Genomic DNA, 23678 nt, shown 5'->3' with positions numbered 1-23678 from the left:
CCGGCCTGGTGCCGGGGTTTTGTGTTTCTGGCGTTTGTCTACCGCCGCGCAATATCCGAAAAGTAAAACTTATCCAGCGTATGCCGCGACTCGGTGTACTCGAACTGCCGTCCATCCTGCAAAAACGTCTGGTTGCTCACCACGATCACATGGCTCTGACCTTCGAGGTCCAGGTGTGTCTGGTCGTCCTTTCCCCGCGGCAGCGCTTCGATAGTGCGCTGGGCATAGCTGATCTGCAGCTGCAAGGTCTGTTCGATAAACGCATAGATCGACTGCTCGGCAATCTCCCGATCCAGCCCCGGTATCAGGTCGGCGACGAAGTGGTTGATGTCGAGGATCACCCGCTTGCCGTCGATCCGCCGCACCCGTTTGACCCGGGTGATCAGGCTGCCAGGTTCGGCCTCAATGTGCTGCATCAACGGGCCTTCCAGCGGGAACTGGCTGAACTCCACCACTTCGGTACTGACGTCGTCGCCGAGGGCGGCGTGGGTCTCGCGAAAGCTGACGATACCGCCGAGCTGGAACTCGATGGGGTTGGGTGACAGCACGAAGGTGCCCTTGCCGTGGATCTTTTGCGCGAAGCCGCGCTCCTGCAATTGCTCGATCGCCCGGCGTACCGTGCCACGGCTGGCCTGGTAGGCGTCCATCAGTTCGGTTTCGGAGGGCAGGCGCGTGCCGCGTTGCAGGCGTTCGGTGGTGATGCTGGCAAGCAGATCGGTATAGATCTGGTTGTATTTACTCATGGGGAAGGGCTCTGTGCCGCGTTGGCGTTCAAGGCAGGAACCTTAGTGGCAGCGATGGGGTTTGTCCATGCAACCCATTGTAGAACTCGGAAATTTCTGACTCAAAAAACAGAAAATTAATCATTTTCAAACTCGTACATACGAGTTATTGCTTTAACTCGTACAGACGAGTACTTTTGGCTTCGGCGTGCTGCCTATGACCGCCCAATAAAAAAAACCAGAGTGGATACCAAGCATGAGCCACGACTATCCGAATATTGCCCGCGAGATTCTCAAGAACCTTGGCGGCAGCGACAACCTTGAGCAAGCTGCCCACTGCGTGACCCGCTTGCGCCTGGCCCTCAAGGACCCGAGCCTGGCCAACAGCAGCGAGCTGAACCAGGTCGACCTGGTCAAGGGTTCGTTCTTCACCGGCGGCCTGTTCCAGATCGTGATCGGCCCCGGCGAAGTGGAAAAGGTCTACGCCGCCCTGCGCGAGCAAACGGGCCTCGCCGCGTCGACCATCGCGGACGTGAAACAGAAAAGCGCCGACAAAATAAACCCGATGCAGCGCCTGGTGCGGGTGTTCTCCGATGTGTTCATGCCGATTTTGCCGGCGCTGATCATTGCCGGTTTGCTCATGGGGGTGAACAACCTGATGGGCGCCAAGGGCATGTTCATCGCGGACAAGACCTTGCTCGACGCCTATCCGAACCTGGATGGCCTGTGGAGCCTGATCAACCTGATGGCCAACACCTCGTTCGTGTTCCTGCCGGCACTGGTGGGCTGGTCGGCGGCCAAGCGCTTTGGTGGCAGTGAAATCCTCGGCATTGTCCTCGGCCTGATGCTGGTGCACCCCGATCTGCTCAACGCCTGGAACTACGGCAAGGCGGTCGCCGGCCTCGACGGCCAGAGCCTGCCGTACTTCGATATTTTCGGCTGGTTCAAGATCGAGAAGGTCGGCTACCAGGGCCAGATCCTGCCGATCCTGCTGGCCGCCTACGTGATGAGCGTGATTGAGAAATGGCTGCGGGCACGGGTGCCGAATGCCATTCAGTTGCTGGTGGTGCCGATCACTACCATCGTCGTCACCGGCGTACTGGCGCTGGCGATCATCGGCCCGGTGACGCGCCACCTCGGCATCCTGATCACCGAAGGCGTGGTCACCCTGTTTGACCTGGCGCCGATGGTCGGCGGCGCAATCTTCGGTCTGCTGTATGCACCGCTGGTGATCACCGGCATGCACCACATGTTTCTCGCCGTGGACCTGCAACTGATCTCCACCCAGGGCGGCACCTTTATCTGGCCGATGATCGTCATGTCCAACCTGGCCCAGGGCAGCGCGGCGCTCGGCGTGTTCTACATGAGCCGCAATGCGCGGGACAAGAGCATGGCGTCCACCTCGGCGATTTCCGCCTACTTCGGCATCACCGAGCCGGCGATGTTCGGGGTCAACCTGCGCTTCAAGTTTCCGTTCTACGCGGCGCTGACCGGCTCGGCGCTGGGCAGTATTTTCCTGTCATTGAACAAGGTCCAGGCCTCGGCGATTGGCGTGGGTGGCTTGCCCGGGTTCATCTCGATCATCCCGCAGTACATCCCAAGTTTTGTCATCGGCATGGTCGTCGCGATTGTCGTGCCGTTTGTTTTGACCTGTGTGTTGAGCATGAAGATTGTTCGGCCCGGATACCGGGTCGCCTGATCTACCGCTATCGCAGGCAAGCCAGCTCCCACAGTTGATCGCATTTCCAGATTGAAGGAACCCGTCATGCAAAACTGGCAACACTCGGTGATCTACCAGATCTACCCAAAAAGCTTCCACAGCCACGCGGGTAACGCCACCGGTGACCTGCTGGGCATCGTGGACAAGCTCGATTACCTGAAGTGGCTGGGCGTCGATTGCCTGTGGATCACCCCGTTCCTGCGCTCGCCCCAGCGCGACAACGGCTACGACATCAGCGACTACTACGCCATCGACCCGAGCTACGGGACCATGGCCGATTGCGACTTGCTGATCAGCGAAGCCGCCAAGCGCGGCATCACGCTGATGCTCGACATCGTGGTCAACCACACTTCCATCGAACACGAGTGGTTCCAGCAGGCCCGCAGCAGCCTCGACAACCCGTACCGCGACTTCTACATCTGGCGCGACCAGCCGAACAACTGGGAATCCAAGTTCGGCGGCTCGGCCTGGGAATACGAGGCGCAGACCGGCCAGTACTTCCTGCACCTGTTCGACCACACCCAGGCCGACCTGAACTGGGACAACCCCAAGGTGCGCGCCGAAGTGTTCAAGTTGATGCGCTTCTGGCGCGACAAGGGCGTGGGCGGTTTCCGCCTGGACGTGATCAACCTGATCTCCAAGCCGGCGGATTTTCCGGAAGACAACAGCGACGGTCGGCGCTTCTACACCGACGGCCCGAACGTGCATGAATACCTGAAGGAAATGCACCGTGAAGTGTTCGAGGGGCATGACCTGATCAACGTCGGCGAGATGTCGTCCACCAGCCTTGAGCACTGCATTCGTTATTCGAATCCAGAGTCGAAAGAGCTGTCGATGACCTTCAACTTTCACCACCTGAAAGTCGATTATCCGAACCTGCAGAAGTGGGTCGCGGCCGACTTCGACTTCCTGCAACTCAAGCAGATTCTGTCCGACTGGCAACTCGGCATGCAGGCCGGTGGCGGCTGGAATGCGCTGTTCTGGTGTAACCACGACCAGCCGCGGGTGGTCTCGCGTTTTGGTGACGACGGCGAGCACCGCGTGGTCTCGGCGAAGATGCTCGCCACTGCGCTGCACTTCCTCCAGGGCACGCCTTTCGTGTACCAGGGCGAAGAGTTGGGCATGACCAATCCGGGCTTCGACACCATCGACCAATACCGGGATGTCGAGACGCTGAACATCTATCGGCTCAAGCGTGAGGCCGGTGAGTCCGAGGCATCGAGCATGGCGGCGATCATGCAGAAGTCCCGCGATAACAGCCGCACACCGATGCAATGGAATGCCGAGCAAAACGCTGGCTTCAGCCGCGGCGAACCGTGGATCGGCATCCCGGCCAACGCCGCGCAGATCAACGTGCAAAGCGAGCTGGATGACCCGCAATCGGTACTGCATCACTACCGTGCGCTGATCAAGCTGCGTCGGCATGAGCCGCTGATTCAGGAAGGCGTTTACCGCCAACTGCTGCCACAGCACACCCAGGTCTGGGCGTACCTGCGCGAAGGCCACGGCGAACGCCTGCTGGTGCTGAACAACTTCTACGGCACGCCATGCCAGATCGAACTGCCCGATGGCCTGCTGACGGCGGCGAGTGAGCAACGCCTGCTGATCAGCAACTACGACGACTGCCCACAGCGCTCGAGCCAGGTCTCGCTGCGCCCGTATGAATCGTTTGTGCTGCATCTCAAGGACTGAGACCCGCTTTACCCCCGGCGTGGGAGAGCCGGGGCGCTTAAAAAACATAATAAAAATATCGGAGTGCTTCATGAAAACAACAATAAAGCTGGGCCTCGTTGCATCCTGCCTGACCTTGCCGATGGCAGCCCAGGCGTTGGAATTTGCCGGCTACTTGCGTAGCGGTGCGGGGACTTCAACCGGCAGTGGCAAGCAGCAGTGCTTCCAGTTGCCGGGTGCACAATCCAAATACCGCCTGGGCAACGAGTGCGAGCAGTACGCCGAACTCGAATTGCGCCAGGACCTGCTGACCCTCGACGACGGCTCGGTGTTCAGCGTCGACGCCATGGCTTCGCTGTACAACAAGTACGACCGGGCGCTGAAGTTCCAGGGCGAAGACAACGGCTCGGCACGCATGCCGCAGATGTATGCGCAGTGGTCGAACATCCCCAGCCTCAACGGCGGTTCGCTGTGGGCCGGCCGGCGCTACTACAAACGAAACGACATCCATATCTCCGACTTCTACTACTGGAACCAGAGCGCCACGGGCGGCGGTATCGAGGACGCGAAAATCGGCGACCTGAAATACAGCTACGCGCTTTCCCGCAAGGACAACCTGTACCAGAAGGAATACGCCACCCGTCACGACTTTAACGTGGCCGGCTTCAAGACCAATCCCGGCGGCGAGCTGGAACTGGGCTTGAGCTACATCGAAAAAGCCGGTGGCCGTGACACCAACAGCGGCTGGGCCATTACCGCTCAGCATGTGCAGAAACCCTTCCTCGGCGGGCGCAACAAATTTGCCCTGCAGTACGGCGAAGGCCCCGGCACCGGCCTCGGCTACACCGGCGATACGTTCCTCGATAAAAGCAGCAAGAGCTACCGCGCAGTGGAGTTCTTCGACTGGCAAGTGACGCCACGGTTTGGCGGGCAGATCGAGGCCGTGTACCAGAAGGATATTCGCCCGGGCAACCAGGATCAGACCTGGATGTCGCTGGGCGTGCGCCCGGCCTATGCGATTTCCGAACAGTTCAAGCTGGTCACCGAACTCGGTCATGATCAGGTCGAGGCTACCGGTGGCACGCGCAAGCTGAGCAAATTTACGTTCGCCCCGACCTGGTCGCCCAAAGGCCCGGATTTCTGGGCACGACCGGAAGTGCGCTTGTATTACACCTACGCGACCTGGAACGAAGCGGCCAAGCGTGCGGCCAATGAACTGGCGGCAGGTTCGGCGTTGTCCGACACCGGCAGTTATGGCTCGGCGTTGCATGGCTCCAACTTTGGTGTGCAGGTTGAGTACTGGTGGAAATAAAGCCGTCGATGCCCAATGATTTTTACAGAACCAAACAGCAGGTGAAGTCATGACCACAACCCAATCCCTGGAATTGCTGGCGCCATTGTCCGGGGTGCTGCTCGCCCTGGACCAGGTGCCTGATCCGGTGTTCTCCAGTCGCCTGATCGGCGATGGCCTGTGCATCGATCCGACCTCGCAGACCCTCTGCGCGCCACTGGCCGGGGTGATCAGCAATATCCAGGACAGTGGTCATGCGGTGAGCATCACCGATGACAACGGCGTCCAGGTGCTGATGCACATCGGCCTGGACACCGTGAACCTGGCGGGCAAGGGTTTCACCCGATTGGTCGAGGAAGGCCAGCGGGTGGAAGCCGGACAACCGCTGATTGAATTCGATGCCGACTACGTGGCGCTCAATGCCCGTAGTTTGCTGACCCTGATGCTGGTGGTCAGTGGCGAGCCCTTCAAGCTGCTGACGCCCGAGCAGGGCCTGGTAGACGTGGGGCAGCCACTGCTGCGAGTCACGCCGCAAGCCGTTGCCGACGAGGTGAAAGACGAGGAGGGTGACGCCCTGTTCTCCAGGCCATTGACCTTGCCCAACGCCAACGGCCTGCATGCGCGCCCGGCGGCGGTGCTGGCGCAGGCGGCCAAAGGCTTCAAGGCGAGTATTTACCTGCACAAGCAAACCGAGAGCGCCAACGCCAAGTCGCTGGTACGGATCATGGCATTGCAGACGGTGCAGGGTGACACCTTGCAAGTCAGCGCGGCCGGCGAGGATGCCGAAGCGGCGATCCAGGCGCTGGTGACCTTGCTGGCCGAAGGCTGCGGCGAAACCGTCGCGGCTCCTCAACCTGGCGCTGCACCCGTGGCGCCTGATTCATCGGCGACCTTGCTGCGCGGCGTGTGCGCCTCGCCCGGTTCGGCGTTTGGCCAGGTGGTGCAGGTCAAGGAGCCGGCACTGACGTTCGTAGAGACCGGCAAAGGTGAAGCGCTGGAACGTGCGGCCCTGACCCATGCCCTGAACAACGCCAATCAGGCGCTGCAAGCCCTGCAGGAAAAGGCCGTCGGCACTGCCCAGTCCGAGATCTTCCGCGCCCATCAGGAGTTGCTGGACGATCCGGCCCTGCTGGAACAAACCCGCGACCTGCTGGACCAGGGCAAGAGCGCGGCCTTCGCCTGGAACAGCGCCACCGAGGCCACCGCCACGCTCTTCCAGGGCCTGGGCAACGCCTTGCTTGCCGAGCGCGCTGCCGACCTGGCAGACGTTGGCCAGCGGGTGCTGAAATTGATCCTCGGGGTTCAGGACAGCGCCTGGGATTTGCCGGAGCAGGCAATCCTGATTGCCGAACAACTGACTCCCTCGCAAACCGCCAGCCTCGACACGCGCAAGGTGCTGGGTTTTGTGACGGTGGGCGGCGGCGCTACCAGCCACGTCGCCATTCTCGCCCGCGCCCTTGGCTTGCCGGCCATCTGCGGGGTGCCGGCGCAGGTGCTGGAACTGGCCAACGGCAAGCAAGTGCTGCTGGATGCCGACAAGGGCGAGTTGCACCTGGACCCGGACCTGGCCGAGATCGAACACTTGCAAGCCAGCCGCCAACAACAAGTGCTGCGCCGCCAGCGGGAAGTGGAGCAGGCGTCGTTGCCCGCTACGACCCGCGACGGTCATCACGTCGAAGTGACGGCCAACGTCGCATCGTTGCAGGAGGTGGAGCAGGCATTGTCCCTGGGGGGCGAAGGCGTTGGTTTGCTGCGTTCCGAGTTCCTCTACCTGGACCGCAACCGCGCGCCGAGCCCCGAAGAGCAGGCGGGCACCTACAGCGCCATCGCCCGTGCATTGGGCCCGCAGCGCAATCTGGTGGTGCGCACCCTCGACGTTGGTGGCGACAAGCCGTTGGCCTATGTGCCGATGGACAGCGAGACCAACCCGTTCCTTGGCCTGCGCGGGATTCGCCTGTGCCTGGAGCGCCCGGAACTGTTGCGTGAACAATTCCGTGCAATTCTCGCCAGTGCCGGTTTCGCCCGTTTGCACATCATGTTGCCGATGGTCAGCCTGCTCTCGGAGCTGCGCCTGGCGCGGCAGATTCTTGAAGAGGAAGCGCTGGCCCTGGGGCTGACGGAACTGCCGAAGCTGGGAATCATGATCGAAGTGCCATCGGCGGCATTGATGGCCGATCTGTTTGCGCCGGAGGTGGATTTCTTCTCCATCGGCACCAACGACCTGACCCAATACACCCTGGCCATGGACCGCGATCACCCGCGCCTCGCCAGCCAGGCCGACAGCTTTCACCCGGCGGTGCTGCGCCTGATCGCCGCCACCGTCAAGGCGGCCCATGCCCATGGCAAGTGGGTCGGCGTGTGTGGGGCGTTGGCGTCTGAAGCGCTGGCGGTGCCGGTGCTGATCGGGCTGGGGGTGGATGAGTTGTCGGTCAGCGTGCCGCTGATCCCGACCATCAAGGCTACCGTGCGCGAGCTGGACCTGGCGGATTGCCAATCCATCGCCCGCCAGGTGCTGGGCCTGGAAGAAGCGTCGCAGGTTCGCGAGGCCTTGCGCCTGTATCACGCGGCTACCGTTGAAACTTCATTGGTTGTGGAGAACTGACATGTTCGAGAAATTTCAGCGGGCGTTCTGGAAGGCCCTGACGCCGGATCTGGTGCTTGAAACGCCGCAGGCAGCTCCAGTGAGCGAAACACTGTTGGCCCCGGCAGTGCTGAATGCGCTGGGAGGCGCGGAGAATCTCAAGTCGCAGCAGCGGGTAGCACTGACCCGGGTGCGGGTGCAGTTGCAGGATGCGGGGCGGTTGGATGCGCAGGCGCTCAAGGCGGCAGGCGTGCCGGGCGTGATGGTGTTGGCGGGTGGGGTGGTGCACCTGCTTACCGGCCTGAACACCGCTCTATAAGACGACGAAGATCAAATGTGGGAGCGGGCTTGCTCGCGAAGGCGGTGTGTCAGTCAATCCATGTGGCGGCTGAACCACCGCCTTCGCGAGCAAGCCCGCTCCCACACTGACCGGATTCGGCCTTGCGGTCACATATTTTGCGCAATCCTCGCTAATCGTGCTGCCTACTGCATAGAACTGGACAGTCACAAAGGCTTTGCGGCATAGTCGCCGGGTTCTACCGTGCCCACATCAATAACAAGGAACAGCCGATGGCGACCTTACTGGTTCTTCACGGACCCAACCTGAACCTGCTCGGCACCCGCGAACCGGGCGTCTACGGGGCAGTGACCCTCGAACAGATCAACCTCGATCTGGAACGACGGGCACGTGATGCCGGCCACCATCTGCTCTACCTGCAAAGCAATGCCGAGTACGAACTGATTGATCGCATCCATGCCGCGCGCAGCGAAGGCGTGGACTTTATCCTGATCAATCCCGCCGCTTTTACGCACACAAGCGTTGCATTACGTGACGCGCTGCTGGCGGTGAGCATCCCATTCATCGAAGTGCATTTATCGAACGTGCACAAACGCGAACCTTTCCGCCATCACTCTTACTTCTCCGACGTTGCGGTAGGAGTGATCTGCGGCCTTGGCGCCAGCGGTTACCGACTGGCCCTGGAGGCCGCCCTGGAACAGCTTGAAGACACGGCCAAGCGCCCCTGACCGACCCTTTGGGAGTTGATGATTCATGGATATCCGTAAAGTTAAGAAACTGATCGAACTGCTGGAAGAATCCGGTATCGACGAGCTGGAGATCAAGGAAGGCGAGGAATCCGTACGGATCAGCCGTCACAGCAAGACCCCGGCCCAACAGTTCTACGCACCACAGATGCAAGCGCCGGCTCCGGCCGCTGCACCCGTGGCGGCTGCTCCGGTCGCGGCGGCTGCCGAAGCCCCTGCGGCTCCAAAACTGAACGGTTTCGTGGTCAAGTCGCCAATGGTCGGTACCTTCTACCGCACCCCGGCACCGACCTCGCCAGCCTTCGTTGAAGTCGGCGCAACCGTGAAAGTGGGCGACACCATCTGCATCGTTGAAGCGATGAAGATGATGAACCACATCACGGCTGAAAAAGCCGGCGTCATCGAATCCATCCTGGTAGAAAACGGTCAGCCGGTTGAGTACGACCAGCCGCTGTTCACCATCGTTTGAACCGCGGAGCGCCTTCGATGTTGAAACCTGCGAAGAAACTGCAAAAAGTCCTGATCGCCAACCGCGGCGAGATCGCGCTGCGTATCCTGCGCGCCTGTAAGGAAGAGGGCATCAAGACCGTCGCTGTTTACTCGACGGCCGATACCGAATTGATGCACGTGAAACTGGCGGACGAAAGCATCTGCATCGGCCCACCACTGGCCACGAACTCGTACCTGAAAGTCTCGAACATCATCGCCGCCGCTGAAGTGACCGGCGCTGATGGCATCCACCCCGGCTACGGCTTCCTCGCGGAAAACGCCGATTTCGCCGAACAGGTGGAGAAATCCGGGTTTGCCTTCATCGGCCCGAAAGCCGAAACCATTCGCCTGATGGGCGACAAGGTATCGGCCAAGGACGCCATGATCGCGGCCGGCGTACCTACCGTTCCAGGTTCCGACGGCCCGCTGCCTGAAGACGAGGCAACCGCCCTGCGCATTGGTCGCGAAGTCGGTTACCCGGTGATCATCAAGGCCGCCGGTGGCGGTGGTGGTCGCGGCATGCGCGTGGTGCACAAGGAAGAAGAACTGATCGAAGCCGCCAAGCAGACTCGCTCGGAAGCTGCCGCCTGGTTCGGCAACCCGATGGTCTACCTGGAAAAGTACCTGACCAACCCACGTCACGTGGAAGTACAGGTACTGTCCGACGGCCAGGGCCACGCCATCCATCTGGGCGACCGCGATTGCTCGCTGCAACGCCGTCACCAGAAGGTACTGGAAGAGGCGCCGGCACCGGGCCTGGACGAAACAGCTCGCCAGGAAGTACTGGCTCGCTGCGTCAAGGCGTGCATCGACATCAACTACCGTGGCGCGGGCACTTTCGAGTTCCTGTACGAGAACGGCCGTTTCTACTTCATCGAGATGAACACTCGTGTGCAGGTAGAGCATCCGGTTTCGGAGATGGTCACCGGTATCGACATCGTCAAGGAGATGCTGAGCATCGCCGCTGGCAACAAGCTGTCGTTTACCCAGGATGATGTGAAGATCCACGGCCACTCCCTGGAGTGCCGGATCAACGCCGAAGACCCGAAAACCTTTATCCCAAGCCCTGGCCTGGTCAAGCATTTCCACGCGCCCGGCGGCAACGGCGTACGTGTGGATTCGCACCTGTACAGCGGCTACAAGGTTCCGTCCAACTACGACTCGCTGATCGGCAAGCTGATCACCTGGGGCGCCACCCGCGACGAGGCCATGGCCCGTATGCGTAATGCCCTGGACGAAATCGTGGTAGACGGCATCAAGACCAACATCCCGCTGCATCGGGACCTGGTTCGCGATGAAGGCTTCTGCGAAGGTGGTGTGAACATTCACTACCTGGAACACAAGCTGGCTAATCAGTAAGCGAAGTGCTCCACCCAACAAAGCCGCCTTCGGGCGGTTTTGTTGTTTCTGCCCACCCGATTTTTCTGGATGGATACATTCCCCTTGTGGGAGCGGGCTTGCTCGCGAATGCGGTGTGCCAGTCAACACATCCATTACTGACACACCGCATTCGCGAGCAAGCCCGCTCCCACATTTTGTTCTGTGTACACCAGCAGTACAGTCGTCTTCTGCTGTTCGCTCGCGTAAACTTGCGCGTCTTTCGCAGCCCTACCCCGCTGCACACTCATTTTTTCAAAGGTGCCCGCCATGCCTTGGCTGCAAGTCCGTCTCGCCATCAGCCCAGAACAAGCCGAAACCTACGAAGACGCGTTCCTCGAAGTGGGCGCCGTGTCGGTGACCTTCATGGACGCCGAAGACCAGCCGATCTTCGAACCCGAGCTCAACACCACCCCGCTGTGGTCCCACACCCATCTGCTGGCCCTGTTCGAAGACGGCACCGATGCCGCCAGCGTCCTGGCCCACATGGAACTGCTCACCGGCGGCCCGCTGCCGGAGCATCACAGCGAAATCATCGAAGACCAGGACTGGGAACGCAGCTGGATGGACAACTTCCAACCAATGCGTTTTGGCCAGCGCCTGTGGATCGTGCCGAGCTGGCATGCCGCCCCCGAGCCAGACGCCGTGAACCTGCTGCTGGACCCGGGCCTGGCGTTCGGCACCGGCACCCACCCCACCACCGCGCTGTGCCTGGAATGGCTCGATGGCCAGGACCTGAAAGACTGCAACGTGCTGGACTTCGGCTGTGGCTCGGGGATCCTGGCGATCGCTGCCCTGCTGCTGGGCGCCAAGGAAGCGGTCGGTACCGATATCGACGTGCAAGCCCTGGAAGCCTCCCGCGATAACGCCGGGCGCAATAACATCGCTGAAGAGAAATTCCCGCTGTACCTGCCGGAGCAATTGCCCCAGGTGCAGGCCGACGTGCTGGTGGCCAATATCCTCGCCGGGCCACTGGTTTCCCTGGCGCCGCAGCTGTCGAGCCTGGTCAAGCCGGGCGGCCGCCTGGCGCTGTCGGGCATCCTCGCCGAACAGGGCGAAGACGTTGCCGCCGCCTACGCCCAGGATTTTGAGCTGGATCCGATCGCCAACCGCGATGGCTGGGTACGCATCAGTGGTCGTCGGCGCTAGAATGAGCGCCTGCATGAATCGGATGGCCGCATGACCGACAGTTTCGTCACCCAGTGCCCACACTGCCAAGCACGCTTTCGCGTCAACCACGCTCAATTGAGCGTGGCCCGTGGCGTGGTGCGCTGTGGGTCGTGCCTGCAAGTGTTCAATGCCGCTCGCCAACTGCTGGAGCAGCGCGCCAATGCGCCCGCGCCCCAGGCACCACCTGCGGCAGAGCCGCCGGCAGCCGTAGAACCGCCACCCCAAGCGCCGCGAGCCATCAGCCAGAAGCAATGGACCGCCGAAGAGCTGGACCTGGATAACCTGGACCTCGACGTAGAACTGGCCAAGCTGGAACGCCGCGAGATCCAGCACACCCAACCCGTGGGTGCCGACCGTCGCCAGCCCGGCGCCGATCGTCGGCAAAAGGAAGATGCCCTCAGCGCCAGCCGTGATACGGCCAAGGCCGAGGAAGAGCAATGGGCCTCCAGCCTGTTCAGCGAACCCCGGGATGAACGGGCCCAAGCCCCGCAAACGGCCGACGAGGAACCGCAACCGGCCAAGGCAAGCCCAGGCAAACCCAAGCGCACCGAACCGTCGATGTCGTTTGAAGCGGTCGAGCCGGACGACGAACCACCGCTACACACAAGCACCACCGATGACGAACTCGACCCACCGGTAACCGCCGTAGCAGACGAGCCGGAACCCGAACAACCGGAACGCCCGCAGCCCAAACGCAAGCGCCCTCGCCCCGAGGCTGGCGCCCACGACGACCTGCTTTCGGACCTGGAAGACGACCCGCTGCACCTGTATTCCCGGAAGCGTTCCTCCGGCTGGGGCCGCCGCCTGTTCTGGGGCTTGCTGGTGCTGCTGGCCGCCGCCGGCCTGGCGGGACAATACGTCGCCTACCAATTCGACGACCTGGCACGCCAGGACGCCTACCGCCCATGGTTCCAGGAACTGTGCCCGAAACTGGGCTGCACCGTGCCATCCCGGGTCGATATCGCCCACATCAAGAGCAGCAACCTGGTGGTGCGCAGCCACCCGGAGTTTGCCGGTGCCCTGGTGGTGGACGCGATCATCTATAACCGCGCGACATTCTCCCAACCGTTCCCGCTGCTGGAGCTACGCTTTGCCGACATGAACGGGAATATGATCGCCAGTCGTCGCTTCAAACCCGCCGAATACCTCAGCGGCGAGTTGGCTGGCGTGACCGAGATGCCCTCCCAGACGCCGATCCACATTGCCCTGGACATCCTCGACCCGGGCAACAAAGCGGTGAATTACAGCCTGAGCTTCCACTCCCCCGAGTGAAACGGCTGCCTGGCCGGTGCTTGACGGCAGATTATTGACTGCATCGCCTTTGACCAAACCTGCGGCGATAAGAAAATAACTGCTCAGATTTTATCCAATTCAGCCTTTATCCAGTCATCGAGAGCGGGTATCATGCCAACCCTTTTTCGAACTCTAATGATCCGGCCCCACAACAGGGAAGTCCTATGTCGGCGGTACGCATCGGCCCATACACATTGCACAACGGCTTGATCCTCGCCCCGATGGCGGGCGTCACCGACCAGCCCTTTCGTCAGCTTTGCAAGCGTTTGGGCGCAGGGCTTGTAGTCTCGGAAATGGTCACCAGCGACATGAGCCTGTGGAACACCCGCAAATCGCGGATGCGCATGATCCACGAAGGTGATCCCGAGCCCCGCTCGGTACAGATCGCCGGCGGTGATGCGCAGATGCTGGCGGATGCGGCCCGGGCCAACGTGGAGTTGGGGGCGCAGATTATTGATATCAACATGGGTTGCCCGGCCAAGAAGGTCTGCAACAAGGCCGCAGGTTCTGCCCTGTTGAAGGATGAGCAGTTGGTGAGCGAGATCCTGCATGCCGTTGTCGCTGCAGTGGATGTGCCGGTCACCCTGAAGATCCGCACCGGTTGGGACCGGGACAACAAGAATGGCCTGACGGTGGCGAAGATCGCCGAGCAGGCGGGCATTACAGCGCTGGCGGTGCATGGCCGCACCCGCGCCGACCTTTACACCGGTGAAGCCGAGTACGACACCATTGCCGCGATCAAGCAGGCGGTGTCGATTCCCGTCTTTGCCAACGGCGACATCGACTCAGCCGAGAAAGCCCGGCGCGTGCTGCACGCGACCGGCGCCGATGGCCTGTTGATTGGCCGGGCTGCCCAGGGGCGGCCGTGGATTTTTCGTGAGATCGAGCATTTTCTGCGTACCGGCGAAACCTTGCCGGCACCGGAGCTGATCGAGGTGGAACGTATTCTGCTAGAGCATCTGGCCGCCCTGCACGCCTTCTACGGAGACGTGATGGGAGTACGCATTGCTCGCAAGCATGTGGGCTGGTATCTCGCAACCTTGCCGGGCGCCAGGGAGTTTCGCGCCCACTTCAATCGTTTGGATGATACGGAAGCACAGTGCGCCAACGTTCGTGAGTTCTTCTCCGAGCGTTACAAGAGCCTGGTGACAGGGGACGGAGAAGGGGTGGCCGCATGACGATGATGACCGAGACTTTAGTGAGTGGAACAACACCCGTGAGCGACAACGTCAATTTGAAACAGCACCTCAACACGCCGAGCGAAGAAGGCCAGACCCTTCGCGGGAGTGTCGAGAAGGCGCTGCACAATTATTTCGCCCACCTTGAGGGCGCTGCCGTCACGGACGTGTACAACCTGGTGCTCTCCGAAGTCGAAGCGCCGTTGCTCGAAAGCGTGATGAACTACGTCAAGGGCAACCAGACCAAGGCCAGTGAGCTGCTCGGTCTGAACCGTGGCACGCTGCGCAAGAAACTCAAGCAGTACGATTTGCTGTAAGCATTCAATCAAACCAGAAAGGCGCCCGCGTAAAAACGGACGCCTTTTTTGCTGACTCCTTTGCTTTTGATGGAAATTGAAATGACCGACCAGACTACCCGCCTGCCGATCCGCCGTGCCTTGATCAGTGTCTCCGACAAGACCGGGATCCTCGAATTTGCCCGGGAGCTGGAAGCCCTGGGCGTGGAGATTCTCTCCACCGGCGGGACCTTCAAACTGCTGCTGGACAACGGCGTGGCCGCAGTGGAAGTGGCGGACTACACCGGTTTCGCAGAAATGATGGACGGTCGGGTCAAGACCCTGCACCCGAAAATCCACGGCGGGATCCTCGGTCGTCGCGGTATCGACGACGCCATCATGAGCGAGCACGGCATCAAGCCGATCGACCTGGTGGCCGTTAACCTGTACCCGTTCGAAGCCACCATCAACAAGCCAGGCTGCGACCTGCCGACCGCCATCGAAAACATCGATATCGGCGGCCCGACCATGGTTCGCTCGGCAGCCAAGAATCACAAAGACGTGGCCATCGTGGTGAACGCCAGCGACTACGCCAACGTACTGGAAAGCCTGAAAGCCGGCGGCCTGACCTACGCCCAGCGCTTCGACCTGATGCTCAAGGCCTTCGAACACACCGCTGCCTACGACGGCATGATCGCCAACTACATGGGCACCGTGAACCAGGCCGCTGAAACCCTGAGCACAGAAGGTCGCAGCCAGTTCCCGCGCACCTTCAACAGCCAGTTCATCAAGGCCCAGGAAATGCGCTACGGCGAGAACCCGCACCAGAGCGCGGCGTTCTACGTTGAGGCCAAGCCTGCTGAAGTCGGCATCGCCACCGCGACCCAACTGCAAGGCAAAGAGCTGTCGTACAACAACGTGGCCGACACCGACGCCGCGCTGGAATGTGTGAAGAGCTTCGTCAAGCCAGCCTGCGTGATCGTCAAGCACGCCAACCCGTGCGGCGTGGCCGTGAGCCCGGACGCTGAAGGCGGTATCCGCCAGGCCTACGAACTGGCCTACGCCACCGACACCGAGTCGGCCTTCGGCGGCATCATCGCCTTCAACCGTGAGCTGGACGCCGAGACCGCCAAGGCGATCGTCGAGCGTCAGTTCGTTGAAGTGATCATCGCGCCATCCGTCAGTGAAGAGGCTCGCGCCATCGTTGCCGCCAAGGCCAATGTGCGCCTGCTGGCGTGCGGCGAGTGGTCGGCCGAGCGTGCCGCTGCCTGGGACTACAAGCGCGTCAACGGCGGCTTGCTGGTACAGAGCCGCGACATCGGCATGATCGGCAGCGCCGATCTGAAAGTGGTGACCAAGCGCGCCCCGACCGAACAGGAAATCAACGACCTGATCTTCGCCTGGAAAGTCGCCAAGTACGTTAAATCCAACGCCATCGTCTACGCCAAGAACCGCCAGACCATCGGTGTCGGCGCGGGCCAGATGAGCCGCGTGAATTCGGCACGCATCGCTGCGATCAAGGCAGAACATGCCGGCTTGCAGGTCGCCGGTTCGGTGATGGCGTCCGACGCATTCTTCCCGTTCCGTGATGGCCTGGACAACGCCGCGAAAGCCGGTGTTACCGCCGTGATCCAACCGGGCGGCTCGATGCGTGACGCAGAAGTGATTGCAGCGGCTGATGAAGCCGGCATTGCCATGGTCTTCACCGGCATGCGCCACTTCCGTCACTGATTGCTCGTTCCCACGCTCTGCGTGGGAATGCAGCCCGGGACGCTCCGCGTCCCAAAGCTTGACGCAGAGCGTCACAAGAGGCATTCCCACGCAGAGCGTGGGAACGGTCAGAATTCAGCGTCATCCGAGGTTTTTGAAATGAATGTTTTGATCATTGGCAGCGGTGGCCGTGAACACGCCCTGGCCTGGAAAGTTGCCCAGGACCCACGTGTCCAGAAAGTTTTCGTCGCCCCCGGCAACGCCGGTACCGCCATTGAAGCCAAGTGCGAAAACGTCGCCATCGACGTGTTGGCCCTTGAGCAACTGGCGGACTTTGCCGAGAAAAACGTTTCCCTGACCATCGTCGGCCCGGAAGTGCCCTTGGTAGCTGGCGTTGTGGACCTGTTCCGCAGCCGCGGCCTGGACTGCTTCGGCCCAACCGCCGGCGCTGCCCAGCTGGAAGGCTCGAAAGCCTTCACCAAGGATTTCCTGGCGCGCCACAAGATCCCGACCGCCGACTACCAGAACTTCACCGAGATCGAGCCGGCCCTGGCCTACCTGCGTGAAGTCGGTGCACCGATCGTGATCAAGGCCGACGGCCTGGCCGCCGGTAAAGGCGTGATCGTCGCAATGACCCTGGCTGAAGCCGAAGACGCCGTGCGCGACATGCTCGCCGGCAACGCTTTCGGTGAAGCCGGTTCGCGCGTGGTGATCGAAGAGTTCCTCGACGGCGAAGAAGCCAGCTTCATCGTGATGGTCGACGGCAAGAACGTACTGCCGATGGCCACCAGCCAGGACCACAAACGTGTGGGTGACGGCGACAGCGGCCCGAACACGGGCGGCATGGGCGCTTACTCCCCTGCTCCGGTAGTGACTGCCGAAGTGCACAAGCGCGTGATGGACCTGGTCATCTGGCCAACCGTGCGCGGCATGGCCGACGAAGGCAATGTGTACACCGGTTTCCTGTACGCCGGCTTGATGATCGACAAGGCCGGCAATCCGAAAGTCATCGAGTTCAACTGCCGCTTCGGCGACCCGGAAACCCAACCGGTGATGCTGCGCCTGCAATCGAGCCTGGTGCTGTTGGTTGAAGCTGCGCTGGCCCAGGCCCTGGACAAGGTCGAAGCCCAGTGGGACCCGCGCCCGAGCGTCGGCATCGTGCTGGCCGCCGGCGGCTACCCGGCCGACTACGCCAAGGGCGATGTGATTGAAGGTCTGGACGCGGCTGCTACGCTGGAAGGCAAGGTGTTCCACGCGGGCACCGCGCTCAAGGATGGCAAGGTCGTCACCGCCGGTGGTCGCGTACTGTGCGCAACCGCCATGGGCAGCAGCGTAGATGCCGCCCAGCAACAGGCTTACAAGCTGGCGGCGAAGATCGACTGGAAAGGCTGCTTCTACCGCACCGACATTGGCTACCGCGCCATTGCCCGTGAGCGTGGCGAAAGTCAGTAAACAGCTATCCGTTCGGTTAGGCAGGGGCCTCCGGCCCTTGCCCTACGCTTGTGGCCCCGCGCATAGTTATACCCATGCATCAACCTACGAAGGGATTTCGCCGTGCGCTGGCTCAGGATCGCCATAGGTTTCACTGTCAGTCTGCTGACCTTGCTCTGCTTGCTCCCGGCCCAGGCCGCCGCACAAGGCAGTGGCTGGGCAGTATTGCTTGATGAACAGGCCGATCTGCAACTGAGCGACATCCGCTCGCCCCGCTACATCAATCAATTCAGCCCCATCGAACTGGACCGGATTACCGCCGCGCAACCGGACGGTGCGTTGTGGGTACGCTTCAGGCTGCAACCCGGCAAACACGAGCAAGTGCTGCGGGTATTCGCCCCTGACCTGTCACACCTGAACCTGTATGTACTCGACGGCGACACCCTGGTGGAGCAGGAAGCTACCGGCACCCGCCAGCCCCAGGCCGAGCGCCCGCTGCCCAGCAGCGACTTCATGCTGCCGATGCCGCAAAGCCAGAAGCCGCTGGACGTGTACCTGCGCATGGTCTCGGAACACGAGCTGCGCCCCTACATCACCCTTGAGCCGGCCGTGCTGGCTGCGGCCAACCAGAACCAGACGCTGATCTACGGGCTGCTGTTCGGTTGCCTGGTGATGCTGATCCTGCACAACCTCACCCGCTACGCCTACCATCGCTCCCGCAGCAGCCTGTGGCTCGCCGCCTGCGAATTGCTGTTGCTGCTGAGCCTTGCGCTGCTGCTCAACGTGCTGGGCCCGTGGTTGCCGAACTGGCACGCGGTACAAACCCCCGGTGCCTACCTCGCCCTGCTGCTGACCGCGCCGTGCGGGCTGATGTTTGCCTACCGCTTCTTTGCGCCACTGGGCCCGCATCCGCTGAACAAGCTGTTGATGGCCGATATCCTGCTGATCGTCCTGACCGGCCTGTTGCTGCTGTTCGTCAACACCTTGCCCCTGAACATCATCACCTACGCCCTGGTGGCGCTGGCCGGCCTGAGCATGTTGTTCGTCTCGGCCTATCACTGGCAAAAGGGCTACCGCCCGGCGCGCCTGTTCATGCTGGCGATGGTGATCTTCAACATCGGCACGCTGATTATTCTCCCGGCCTTGCTGGGCCTGACGCTGGTGCCGCCACAAGGCTTGATCATCACCCTGCTCGGCTTTATCTGCCTCAGTGGCCTGTTGATGAGCCTGGCCCTGGGCGAACGCCAGCGCGCCATCACCGAAGACAACTTCAGCCTCAGCCGCGACCTGGCGGCCAGCAACGCCGAAATCGCCGCCAAGGCCGAATTCCTGGCGAAGATCAGCCACGAAATCCGCACCCCCATGAACGGCGTGCTGGGCATGACCGAACTGCTGCTGGGCACCCCGCTTTCAGTCAAGCAACGCGACTACGTGCAAACCATCCACAGCGCCGGCAACGAACTGCTCACCCTGATCAACGAGATTCTCGACATCTCCAAGCTGGAATCCGGGCAGATCGAATTGGACGATGTGCAGTTCGACCTCAACGCGCTGATCGAAGACTGCCTGAGTATTTTCCGCGCCAAGGCCGAGCAGCAGAACGTCGAGCTGATCAGCTTTATCCAGCCCCAGGTACCCCGGGTGATCAGCGGCGACCCGACGCGGCTGCGCCAGGCACTGTTGAGCCTGCTGGAAAATGCCCTGCAAAAAACCGATGAAGGCGAAGTACTGATCGTCGTCGCACTGGACGAGCGCAGCAGCAAACCGCGCCTGCGCATTGCCGTGCAAGACAGCGGCCTGCCGATGGAACCCGCCGAGCGCGACGCCCTGCTGCACAGCGAGTTGCACAGCAAGAACTTCCTCTCTGCCACCCGCCTGAGCGGCCATCTGGGCCTGGTCATTGCCCGCCAGCTGATCCTGTTGATGAACGGCGAATTCGGCATCAAGAGTGGCAGCCAGCAAGGCAGCACCCTGTGGCTGACCTTGCCGCTGGACCCGGAACGCCTGGAGCACCCGACCTCCGACCTCGACGGCCCGCTCAAGGGCGCGCGCGTGCTGGTGGTGGACGACAACGACACCTGCCGCAAAGTGCTGGTGCAGCAATGCACGGCCTGGGGCCTGAACGTGAGCGCCGTGCCTTCGGGCAAGGAAGCCCTGGCGCTGCTGCGCACCAAGGCGCACCTGCGGGACTATTTCGACGTGGTGCTGCTGGACCAGAACATGCCCGGCATGACCGGCATGCAACTGGCGGCGAAGATCAAGGAAGACCCGAGCCTGAACCACGACATCCTGCTGATCATGCTCACCGGCATCAGCAATGCGCCGAGCAAGATCATCGCGCGCAACTGCGGGATCAAGCGCATCCTCGCCAAACCCGTGGCCGGCTATACCCTCAAGACCACCCTTGCCGATGAATTGACCCAGCGCAGCAAGGGCTCCGTGCAACCACGCCAGCCGGCGATCAGCGCGCCGGCCCCGGTGACCGTGCCGAGTGACTTCCGGATCCTGGTGGCGGAGGACAACAGCATCTCCACCAAGGTGATTCGCGGCATGCTCGGCAAGCTCAACCTGCAGCCGGACACCGCCAGCAACGGCGAAGAAGCCCTGCAGGCAATGAAGGCCCAGCGCTACGACCTGGTGTTGATGGACTGTGAAATGCCGATCCTCGACGGCTTCTCCGCGACCCAGCAACTGCGGGCATGGGAGGTCAGCAACCAGCGGATTCGTACGCCAATCGTGGCACTCACCGCGCACATTCTTTCGGAACATAAAGAGCGTGCACGCCAGGCCGGGATGGACGGGCACATGGCCAAGCCGGTGGAGTTGTCGCAATTGCGCGAGCTGGTGGAGTACTGGGTGGCACAGCGCCAACAGCGGCCAGAGCACGCACCTACCTGACCTGAAATACGCTCTCCCTGTGGGAGCTGGCTTGCCTGCGATAGCGGTGCATCAGACACCTGATTTTTTGGCTGATACACCGCTATCGCAGGCAAGCCAGCTCCCACATTTGTTCCGTGGCGCCTGATAGACTCCCCACTCGTCCCCGCCGCGAGCCGCGCCCATGCTCCATGTGCTATTCAGCGTTTACCTGAAGATGCTGGTGCTCTACAGCCCCTTCTTCGTGCTCTCCTGCTTTATCAGCCTGACTCGCGGTTACTCCAGCAAGGAGCGGCGGCGCCTGGCCTGGAAAGTGGCCCTCGCCACCCTGGTATCGAGCGTGTTGCTCTACCTGTTCGGCCGGGTGATTTTCAGTGTGTTCGGCATCACCGTCGACGCCTTCCGCATCGGCGCCGGCAGTGTGCTGTTCATCTCGGCCCTGGGCATGGCCCAGGGCAAGTCAGCGGTGCAGACCGACAACGTGCAGCAGGACGTGACCATCGTGCCGCTGACCATTCCCCTGACCGTCGGCCCCGGCACCATCGGTGCGCTGCTGGTGATGGGCGTCAGCCAGCCGCACTGGGACGACAAGATTACCGCGATCCTCAGTATCGCCCTGGCCAGCCTGACGGTGGGCGTGGTGCTGTACCTGTCCAACCGTATCGAACGCATCCTCGGCGACCAGGGCTTGCAGATTGTCAGCCGGTTGATGGGGCTGTTCGTGTGCGCCCTGGCCGCACAAATCATCTTCACCGGTGTACGCGGTTACCTGGTGCCGTAGATCAAATCCTGTAGTTGGCGATAGCCAGGCGGACCTTGTCCCCTGCGCTGTCCCGCAGCAGTTGAATCGTGTCTTCGTTGACCACCGAGCTGTTCAGCACCAGGCACGTGCGGCCACTGAAGGCCTCGACGGATGCACTGTCCCACTCCAGAAACGGTATGCCCAGTTGCTTGCTGACGCCGTGGGAGCTGTACGTCACCAGCACCATCGAAACTTCCCCGGCGATTTCCGAGCAGGACGCCAAGCCGAAATCGCCACCGTCACGCGTGGTGGTATTTCGCTTGAATAACTCAAATGAGGCCGGGAGCTGCTTCAAGGCTTCAACCGCCTCCGCCACCCGTTTGGGCAATACACTGATCAGCGGCCCCGACAGAAACGTCGAGGCCACGGTGGCCGCCATCAGGTTCAGCGCCGCCAGCTGTACCGACAGCCCCTTGCGAGAGGTGTACACCCGCTCGAAACTGCTCCTGACCGGCATCCAGCCGAGGCTGCTCATGACCTTGATGAATTCGTTGTACCAGGCCTCTGTGCCCCGGGCGACCCGCAGCACATCGCTGACGTAGCTGCTCGCCAGCAAATAGCTTTTGCGGGTGTACTCCTTGTTGAGGCTGGTCATGCCTTGCACAAACGACATGACGCTGTTGTTCACCACCGCCGCGTCCAGCTCATCATCCGCCTCGGGCTTCACCGGCGCGCTCAACCCCGACGCCAGGCCGGGCGCGCCCGGAAGCCGGTAAGCGGCAATCAGCTTCCTCCTTTTTGCGCTGTTGATCCGTTTGTTGTTTCGCTCCATAGCCATTTCTCCATAACCCCCAACATGGGGCTCAACGCCAACACTAGTCGACTTGCCGGGGATTTTGAGCTGCTGGAAATTGACCACGGGACGCGCCACGACCCGCAGGAAAAATCACTGCAGGCGGCGCAGCTGAGTAAACGCTGGGGATGAGGCGGCGGCACACAAAAGCGCCGTGCTTTTCTTCAAGCCGTAGAGAAAGGTATGACTTGAGCCGATGCAAAAAAACCTCGGCAAGCAGACCTTTCCGGCATCAATGACTGACGTTTCAAGGCGGCCCCATGGCGGGGCCGCCGTTGTTTTCAGGAGGCGGGTTTCTCGCCGTACCAACGTGGCGTGTAGACCCACTCGCCACCACCTGCCCGCGCAAAGACGCAGGTGGTGGACGAACCGATCAGCACCATGGTGCGCATGTCCACCTGCTCCGGCGTCAGTTGCCCCAGGGTGGTGACTCGCAGGGTCTGGCCCGGGCGACCGATGTCACGGCCCAATACCACCGGTGTTTCAGGCGTGCGGTGCTGCGCGACGATTTCCAGGGCGCGTCCCAACTGCCAGGGCCGCGCACGGGAAATCGGGTTATAGAACGCCAGCGCCAGGTCGGCCTGGGACGCCAGGTCCAGGCGCTTCTCGATGATCGACCAGGGTTTGAGGTTGTCCGACAGTGACATCACACAGAAGTCATGCCCCAGCGGTGCACCTGCCTGGGCCGCCGTGGCGAGGGATGCCGACACGCCCGGCAAAATCTCCAGGTCGACCTGATGCCAGGCCGGGTCGCCGGACTCGTGCAAGGCTTCGATCACCGCAGCGGCCATGGCAAATACACCGGGGTCACCCGAAGACACCACCACCACCGAACGCCCCTGCGCCGCCAGCTCAAAGGCATGACGCGCGCGCTGCATCTCTTCGCGATTGTCGGTGCAATGCTGGATCTGGTCCGCGCGGAACGGCCCGGCCATGCGCACATAGGTTTCGTAACCCAGCACGTCGGTGCAGCGGGCCAGCTCGGCTTTTACTGCCGGTACCATCAGTTCGGCAGCGCCGGGGCCCAGACCGATCACCGCGAGGCGGCCACGGGGACGACCGATCAGGGACGGGTCCAGAGGAGCCTCGGCCACCGTGATCGCGATGTCCGCCTGAGGCGCCAGATCGGCGAAGCGCAATGGCACGCCCAGCTCCAACGCCGCTTCGTGCAATGACGAATCGGCCATCTCCGTTTCAGCCGCCAGCAGGCAAGCCAGGGACTGCACGGCGAGCCCGGCATCCTGCAACGCCGCA

At 61.8% G+C, this 23678-nt stretch carries 19 protein-coding genes; 16 read left to right on the top strand and 3 right to left on the bottom strand.

What is annotated here, in order from left to right; genetic code table 11:
* Positions 1-38: 38 nt before the first annotated feature.
* The gene (gene treR, locus HX869_RS14970; RefSeq protein ID WP_177040145.1) at positions 39-743 is read right to left on the bottom strand and encodes a trehalose operon repressor; all 705 of its coding nucleotides are present in this window, start codon (positions 741-743) and stop codon (positions 39-41) included.
* A gap of 235 nt (positions 744-978) precedes the next feature.
* Here treR and treP point away from each other — a divergent pair, with 235 nt between their 5' ends.
* The 16 genes from treP to HX869_RS14890 all read left to right on the top strand — a co-directional run bounded on the left by treP (position 979) and on the right by HX869_RS14890 (position 21610).
* Positions 979-2421: a PTS system trehalose-specific EIIBC component gene (gene treP / locus HX869_RS14965; RefSeq protein WP_177021404.1), complete on the top strand. Its 1443-nt coding sequence runs from the start codon at positions 979-981 to the stop codon at positions 2419-2421.
* Positions 2422-2487: 66 nt separating this feature from the next.
* On the top strand, positions 2488-4134 hold the full coding sequence (treC, locus tag HX869_RS14960) for an alpha,alpha-phosphotrehalase (RefSeq protein WP_178903275.1): 1647 nt from the start codon (positions 2488-2490) through the stop codon (positions 4132-4134).
* A gap of 70 nt (positions 4135-4204) precedes the next feature.
* Positions 4205-5425 carry a carbohydrate porin gene (locus tag HX869_RS14955; RefSeq protein WP_178903274.1) on the top strand — a complete coding sequence of 407 codons (1221 nt, stop codon included), beginning with the start codon at positions 4205-4207 and terminating at the stop codon, positions 5423-5425.
* A gap of 49 nt (positions 5426-5474) precedes the next feature.
* Entirely contained in the window at positions 5475-8006 is a 2532-nt protein-coding gene (gene ptsP / locus HX869_RS14950) for a phosphoenolpyruvate--protein phosphotransferase (RefSeq protein ID WP_177116665.1), read from the top strand.
* A gap of 1 nt (position 8007) precedes the next feature.
* Positions 8008-8304, top strand: coding sequence for a PTS transporter subunit EIIB (locus HX869_RS14945; RefSeq protein WP_003209625.1), 297 nt, complete (start codon positions 8008-8010; stop codon positions 8302-8304).
* 251 nt (positions 8305-8555) lie between these two features.
* Positions 8556-9011 carry a type II 3-dehydroquinate dehydratase gene (gene aroQ / locus HX869_RS14940; protein WP_003217307.1) on the top strand — a complete coding sequence of 152 codons (456 nt, stop codon included), beginning with the start codon at positions 8556-8558 and terminating at the stop codon, positions 9009-9011.
* A gap of 25 nt (positions 9012-9036) precedes the next feature.
* Positions 9037-9498, top strand: a complete 462-nt coding sequence (gene accB / locus HX869_RS14935) for an acetyl-CoA carboxylase biotin carboxyl carrier protein (protein ID WP_003217309.1) — start codon at positions 9037-9039, stop codon at positions 9496-9498.
* A 17-nt stretch (positions 9499-9515) separates the two neighbouring features.
* A complete protein-coding gene (gene accC / locus HX869_RS14930) occupies positions 9516-10877 on the top strand; it encodes an acetyl-CoA carboxylase biotin carboxylase subunit (protein ID WP_003217312.1) in 1362 nt (453 codons plus the stop codon).
* A gap of 288 nt (positions 10878-11165) precedes the next feature.
* Positions 11166-12044 (top strand): 50S ribosomal protein L11 methyltransferase, encoded by an 879-nt coding sequence (gene prmA / locus HX869_RS14925; RefSeq protein ID WP_003217316.1) that lies wholly within the window; start codon positions 11166-11168, stop codon positions 12042-12044.
* 30 nt (positions 12045-12074) lie between these two features.
* Positions 12075-13337 (top strand): DUF3426 domain-containing protein, encoded by a 1263-nt coding sequence (locus tag HX869_RS14920; protein ID WP_178903273.1) that lies wholly within the window; start codon positions 12075-12077, stop codon positions 13335-13337.
* A gap of 185 nt (positions 13338-13522) precedes the next feature.
* On the top strand, positions 13523-14536 hold the full coding sequence (dusB, locus tag HX869_RS14915; RefSeq protein ID WP_003217321.1) for a tRNA dihydrouridine synthase DusB: 1014 nt from the start codon (positions 13523-13525) through the stop codon (positions 14534-14536).
* The gene (gene fis / locus HX869_RS14910; RefSeq protein ID WP_003186237.1) at positions 14533-14853 is read left to right on the top strand and encodes a DNA-binding transcriptional regulator Fis; all 321 of its coding nucleotides are present in this window, start codon (positions 14533-14535) and stop codon (positions 14851-14853) included. The genes dusB and fis overlap by 4 nt, the downstream gene beginning before the upstream one ends.
* Positions 14854-14934: 81 nt before the next feature.
* A complete protein-coding gene (gene purH / locus HX869_RS14905) occupies positions 14935-16542 on the top strand; it encodes a bifunctional phosphoribosylaminoimidazolecarboxamide formyltransferase/IMP cyclohydrolase (protein WP_178903272.1) in 1608 nt (535 codons plus the stop codon).
* A 138-nt stretch (positions 16543-16680) separates the two neighbouring features.
* Positions 16681-17973, top strand: coding sequence for a phosphoribosylamine--glycine ligase (purD, locus tag HX869_RS14900; protein WP_003217326.1), 1293 nt, complete (start codon positions 16681-16683; stop codon positions 17971-17973).
* Positions 17974-18075: 102 nt separating this feature from the next.
* Positions 18076-20850, top strand: a complete 2775-nt coding sequence (locus tag HX869_RS14895) for a hybrid sensor histidine kinase/response regulator (protein WP_003217328.1) — start codon at positions 18076-18078, stop codon at positions 20848-20850.
* Positions 20851-21013: 163 nt separating this feature from the next.
* Positions 21014-21610, top strand: a complete 597-nt coding sequence (locus tag HX869_RS14890; protein ID WP_003217330.1) for a MarC family protein — start codon at positions 21014-21016, stop codon at positions 21608-21610.
* A 1-nt stretch (position 21611) separates the two neighbouring features.
* On the opposite strand, the gene HX869_RS14885 is transcribed toward HX869_RS14890, so the two are convergent.
* Positions 21612-22403 carry a hypothetical protein gene (locus HX869_RS14885; protein WP_102606174.1) on the bottom strand — a complete coding sequence of 264 codons (792 nt, stop codon included), beginning with the start codon at positions 22401-22403 and terminating at the stop codon, positions 21612-21614.
* A 302-nt stretch (positions 22404-22705) separates the two neighbouring features.
* Positions 22706-23678: precorrin-3B C(17)-methyltransferase (cobJ, locus tag HX869_RS14880; protein WP_178903271.1), on the bottom strand; the 973-nt coding region annotated here is incomplete at its 5' end.

Source organism: Pseudomonas sp. P7779 (assembly GCF_013386315.1).
GTDB lineage: Bacteria > Pseudomonadota > Gammaproteobacteria > Pseudomonadales > Pseudomonadaceae > Aquipseudomonas.
Note: the sequence above shows the minus strand (reverse complement) of the source record. Positions and strands in the feature narration are given on the sequence as shown.

Excerpts from the sequence above, each read along its gene's own strand:
- HX869_RS14920 (WP_178903273.1), top strand. The coding sequence starts at position 12,075 with ATGACCGACAGTTTCGTCACCCAGTGCCCACACTGCCAAGCACGCTTT.
- HX869_RS14885 (WP_102606174.1), bottom strand. The coding sequence starts at position 22,403 with ATGGAGCGAAACAACAAACGGATCAACAGCGCAAAAAGGAGGAAGCTG.
- aroQ (WP_003217307.1), top strand. The coding sequence starts at position 8,556 with ATGGCGACCTTACTGGTTCTTCACGGACCCAACCTGAACCTGCTCGGC.
- purD (WP_003217326.1), top strand. The coding sequence starts at position 16,681 with ATGAATGTTTTGATCATTGGCAGCGGTGGCCGTGAACACGCCCTGGCC.
- accB (WP_003217309.1), top strand. The coding sequence starts at position 9,037 with ATGGATATCCGTAAAGTTAAGAAACTGATCGAACTGCTGGAAGAATCC.
- HX869_RS14955 (WP_178903274.1), top strand. The coding sequence starts at position 4,205 with ATGAAAACAACAATAAAGCTGGGCCTCGTTGCATCCTGCCTGACCTTG.
- treC (WP_178903275.1), top strand. The coding sequence starts at position 2,488 with ATGCAAAACTGGCAACACTCGGTGATCTACCAGATCTACCCAAAAAGC.
- dusB (WP_003217321.1), top strand. The coding sequence starts at position 13,523 with ATGTCGGCGGTACGCATCGGCCCATACACATTGCACAACGGCTTGATC.
- purH (WP_178903272.1), top strand. The coding sequence starts at position 14,935 with ATGACCGACCAGACTACCCGCCTGCCGATCCGCCGTGCCTTGATCAGT.
- prmA (WP_003217316.1), top strand. The coding sequence starts at position 11,166 with ATGCCTTGGCTGCAAGTCCGTCTCGCCATCAGCCCAGAACAAGCCGAA.
- HX869_RS14890 (WP_003217330.1), top strand. The coding sequence starts at position 21,014 with ATGCTCCATGTGCTATTCAGCGTTTACCTGAAGATGCTGGTGCTCTAC.
- treR (WP_177040145.1), bottom strand. The coding sequence starts at position 743 with ATGAGTAAATACAACCAGATCTATACCGATCTGCTTGCCAGCATCACC.
- HX869_RS14945 (WP_003209625.1), top strand. The coding sequence starts at position 8,008 with ATGTTCGAGAAATTTCAGCGGGCGTTCTGGAAGGCCCTGACGCCGGAT.
- ptsP (WP_177116665.1), top strand. The coding sequence starts at position 5,475 with ATGACCACAACCCAATCCCTGGAATTGCTGGCGCCATTGTCCGGGGTG.
- fis (WP_003186237.1), top strand. The coding sequence starts at position 14,533 with ATGACGATGATGACCGAGACTTTAGTGAGTGGAACAACACCCGTGAGC.
- treP (WP_177021404.1), top strand. The coding sequence starts at position 979 with ATGAGCCACGACTATCCGAATATTGCCCGCGAGATTCTCAAGAACCTT.
- accC (WP_003217312.1), top strand. The coding sequence starts at position 9,516 with ATGTTGAAACCTGCGAAGAAACTGCAAAAAGTCCTGATCGCCAACCGC.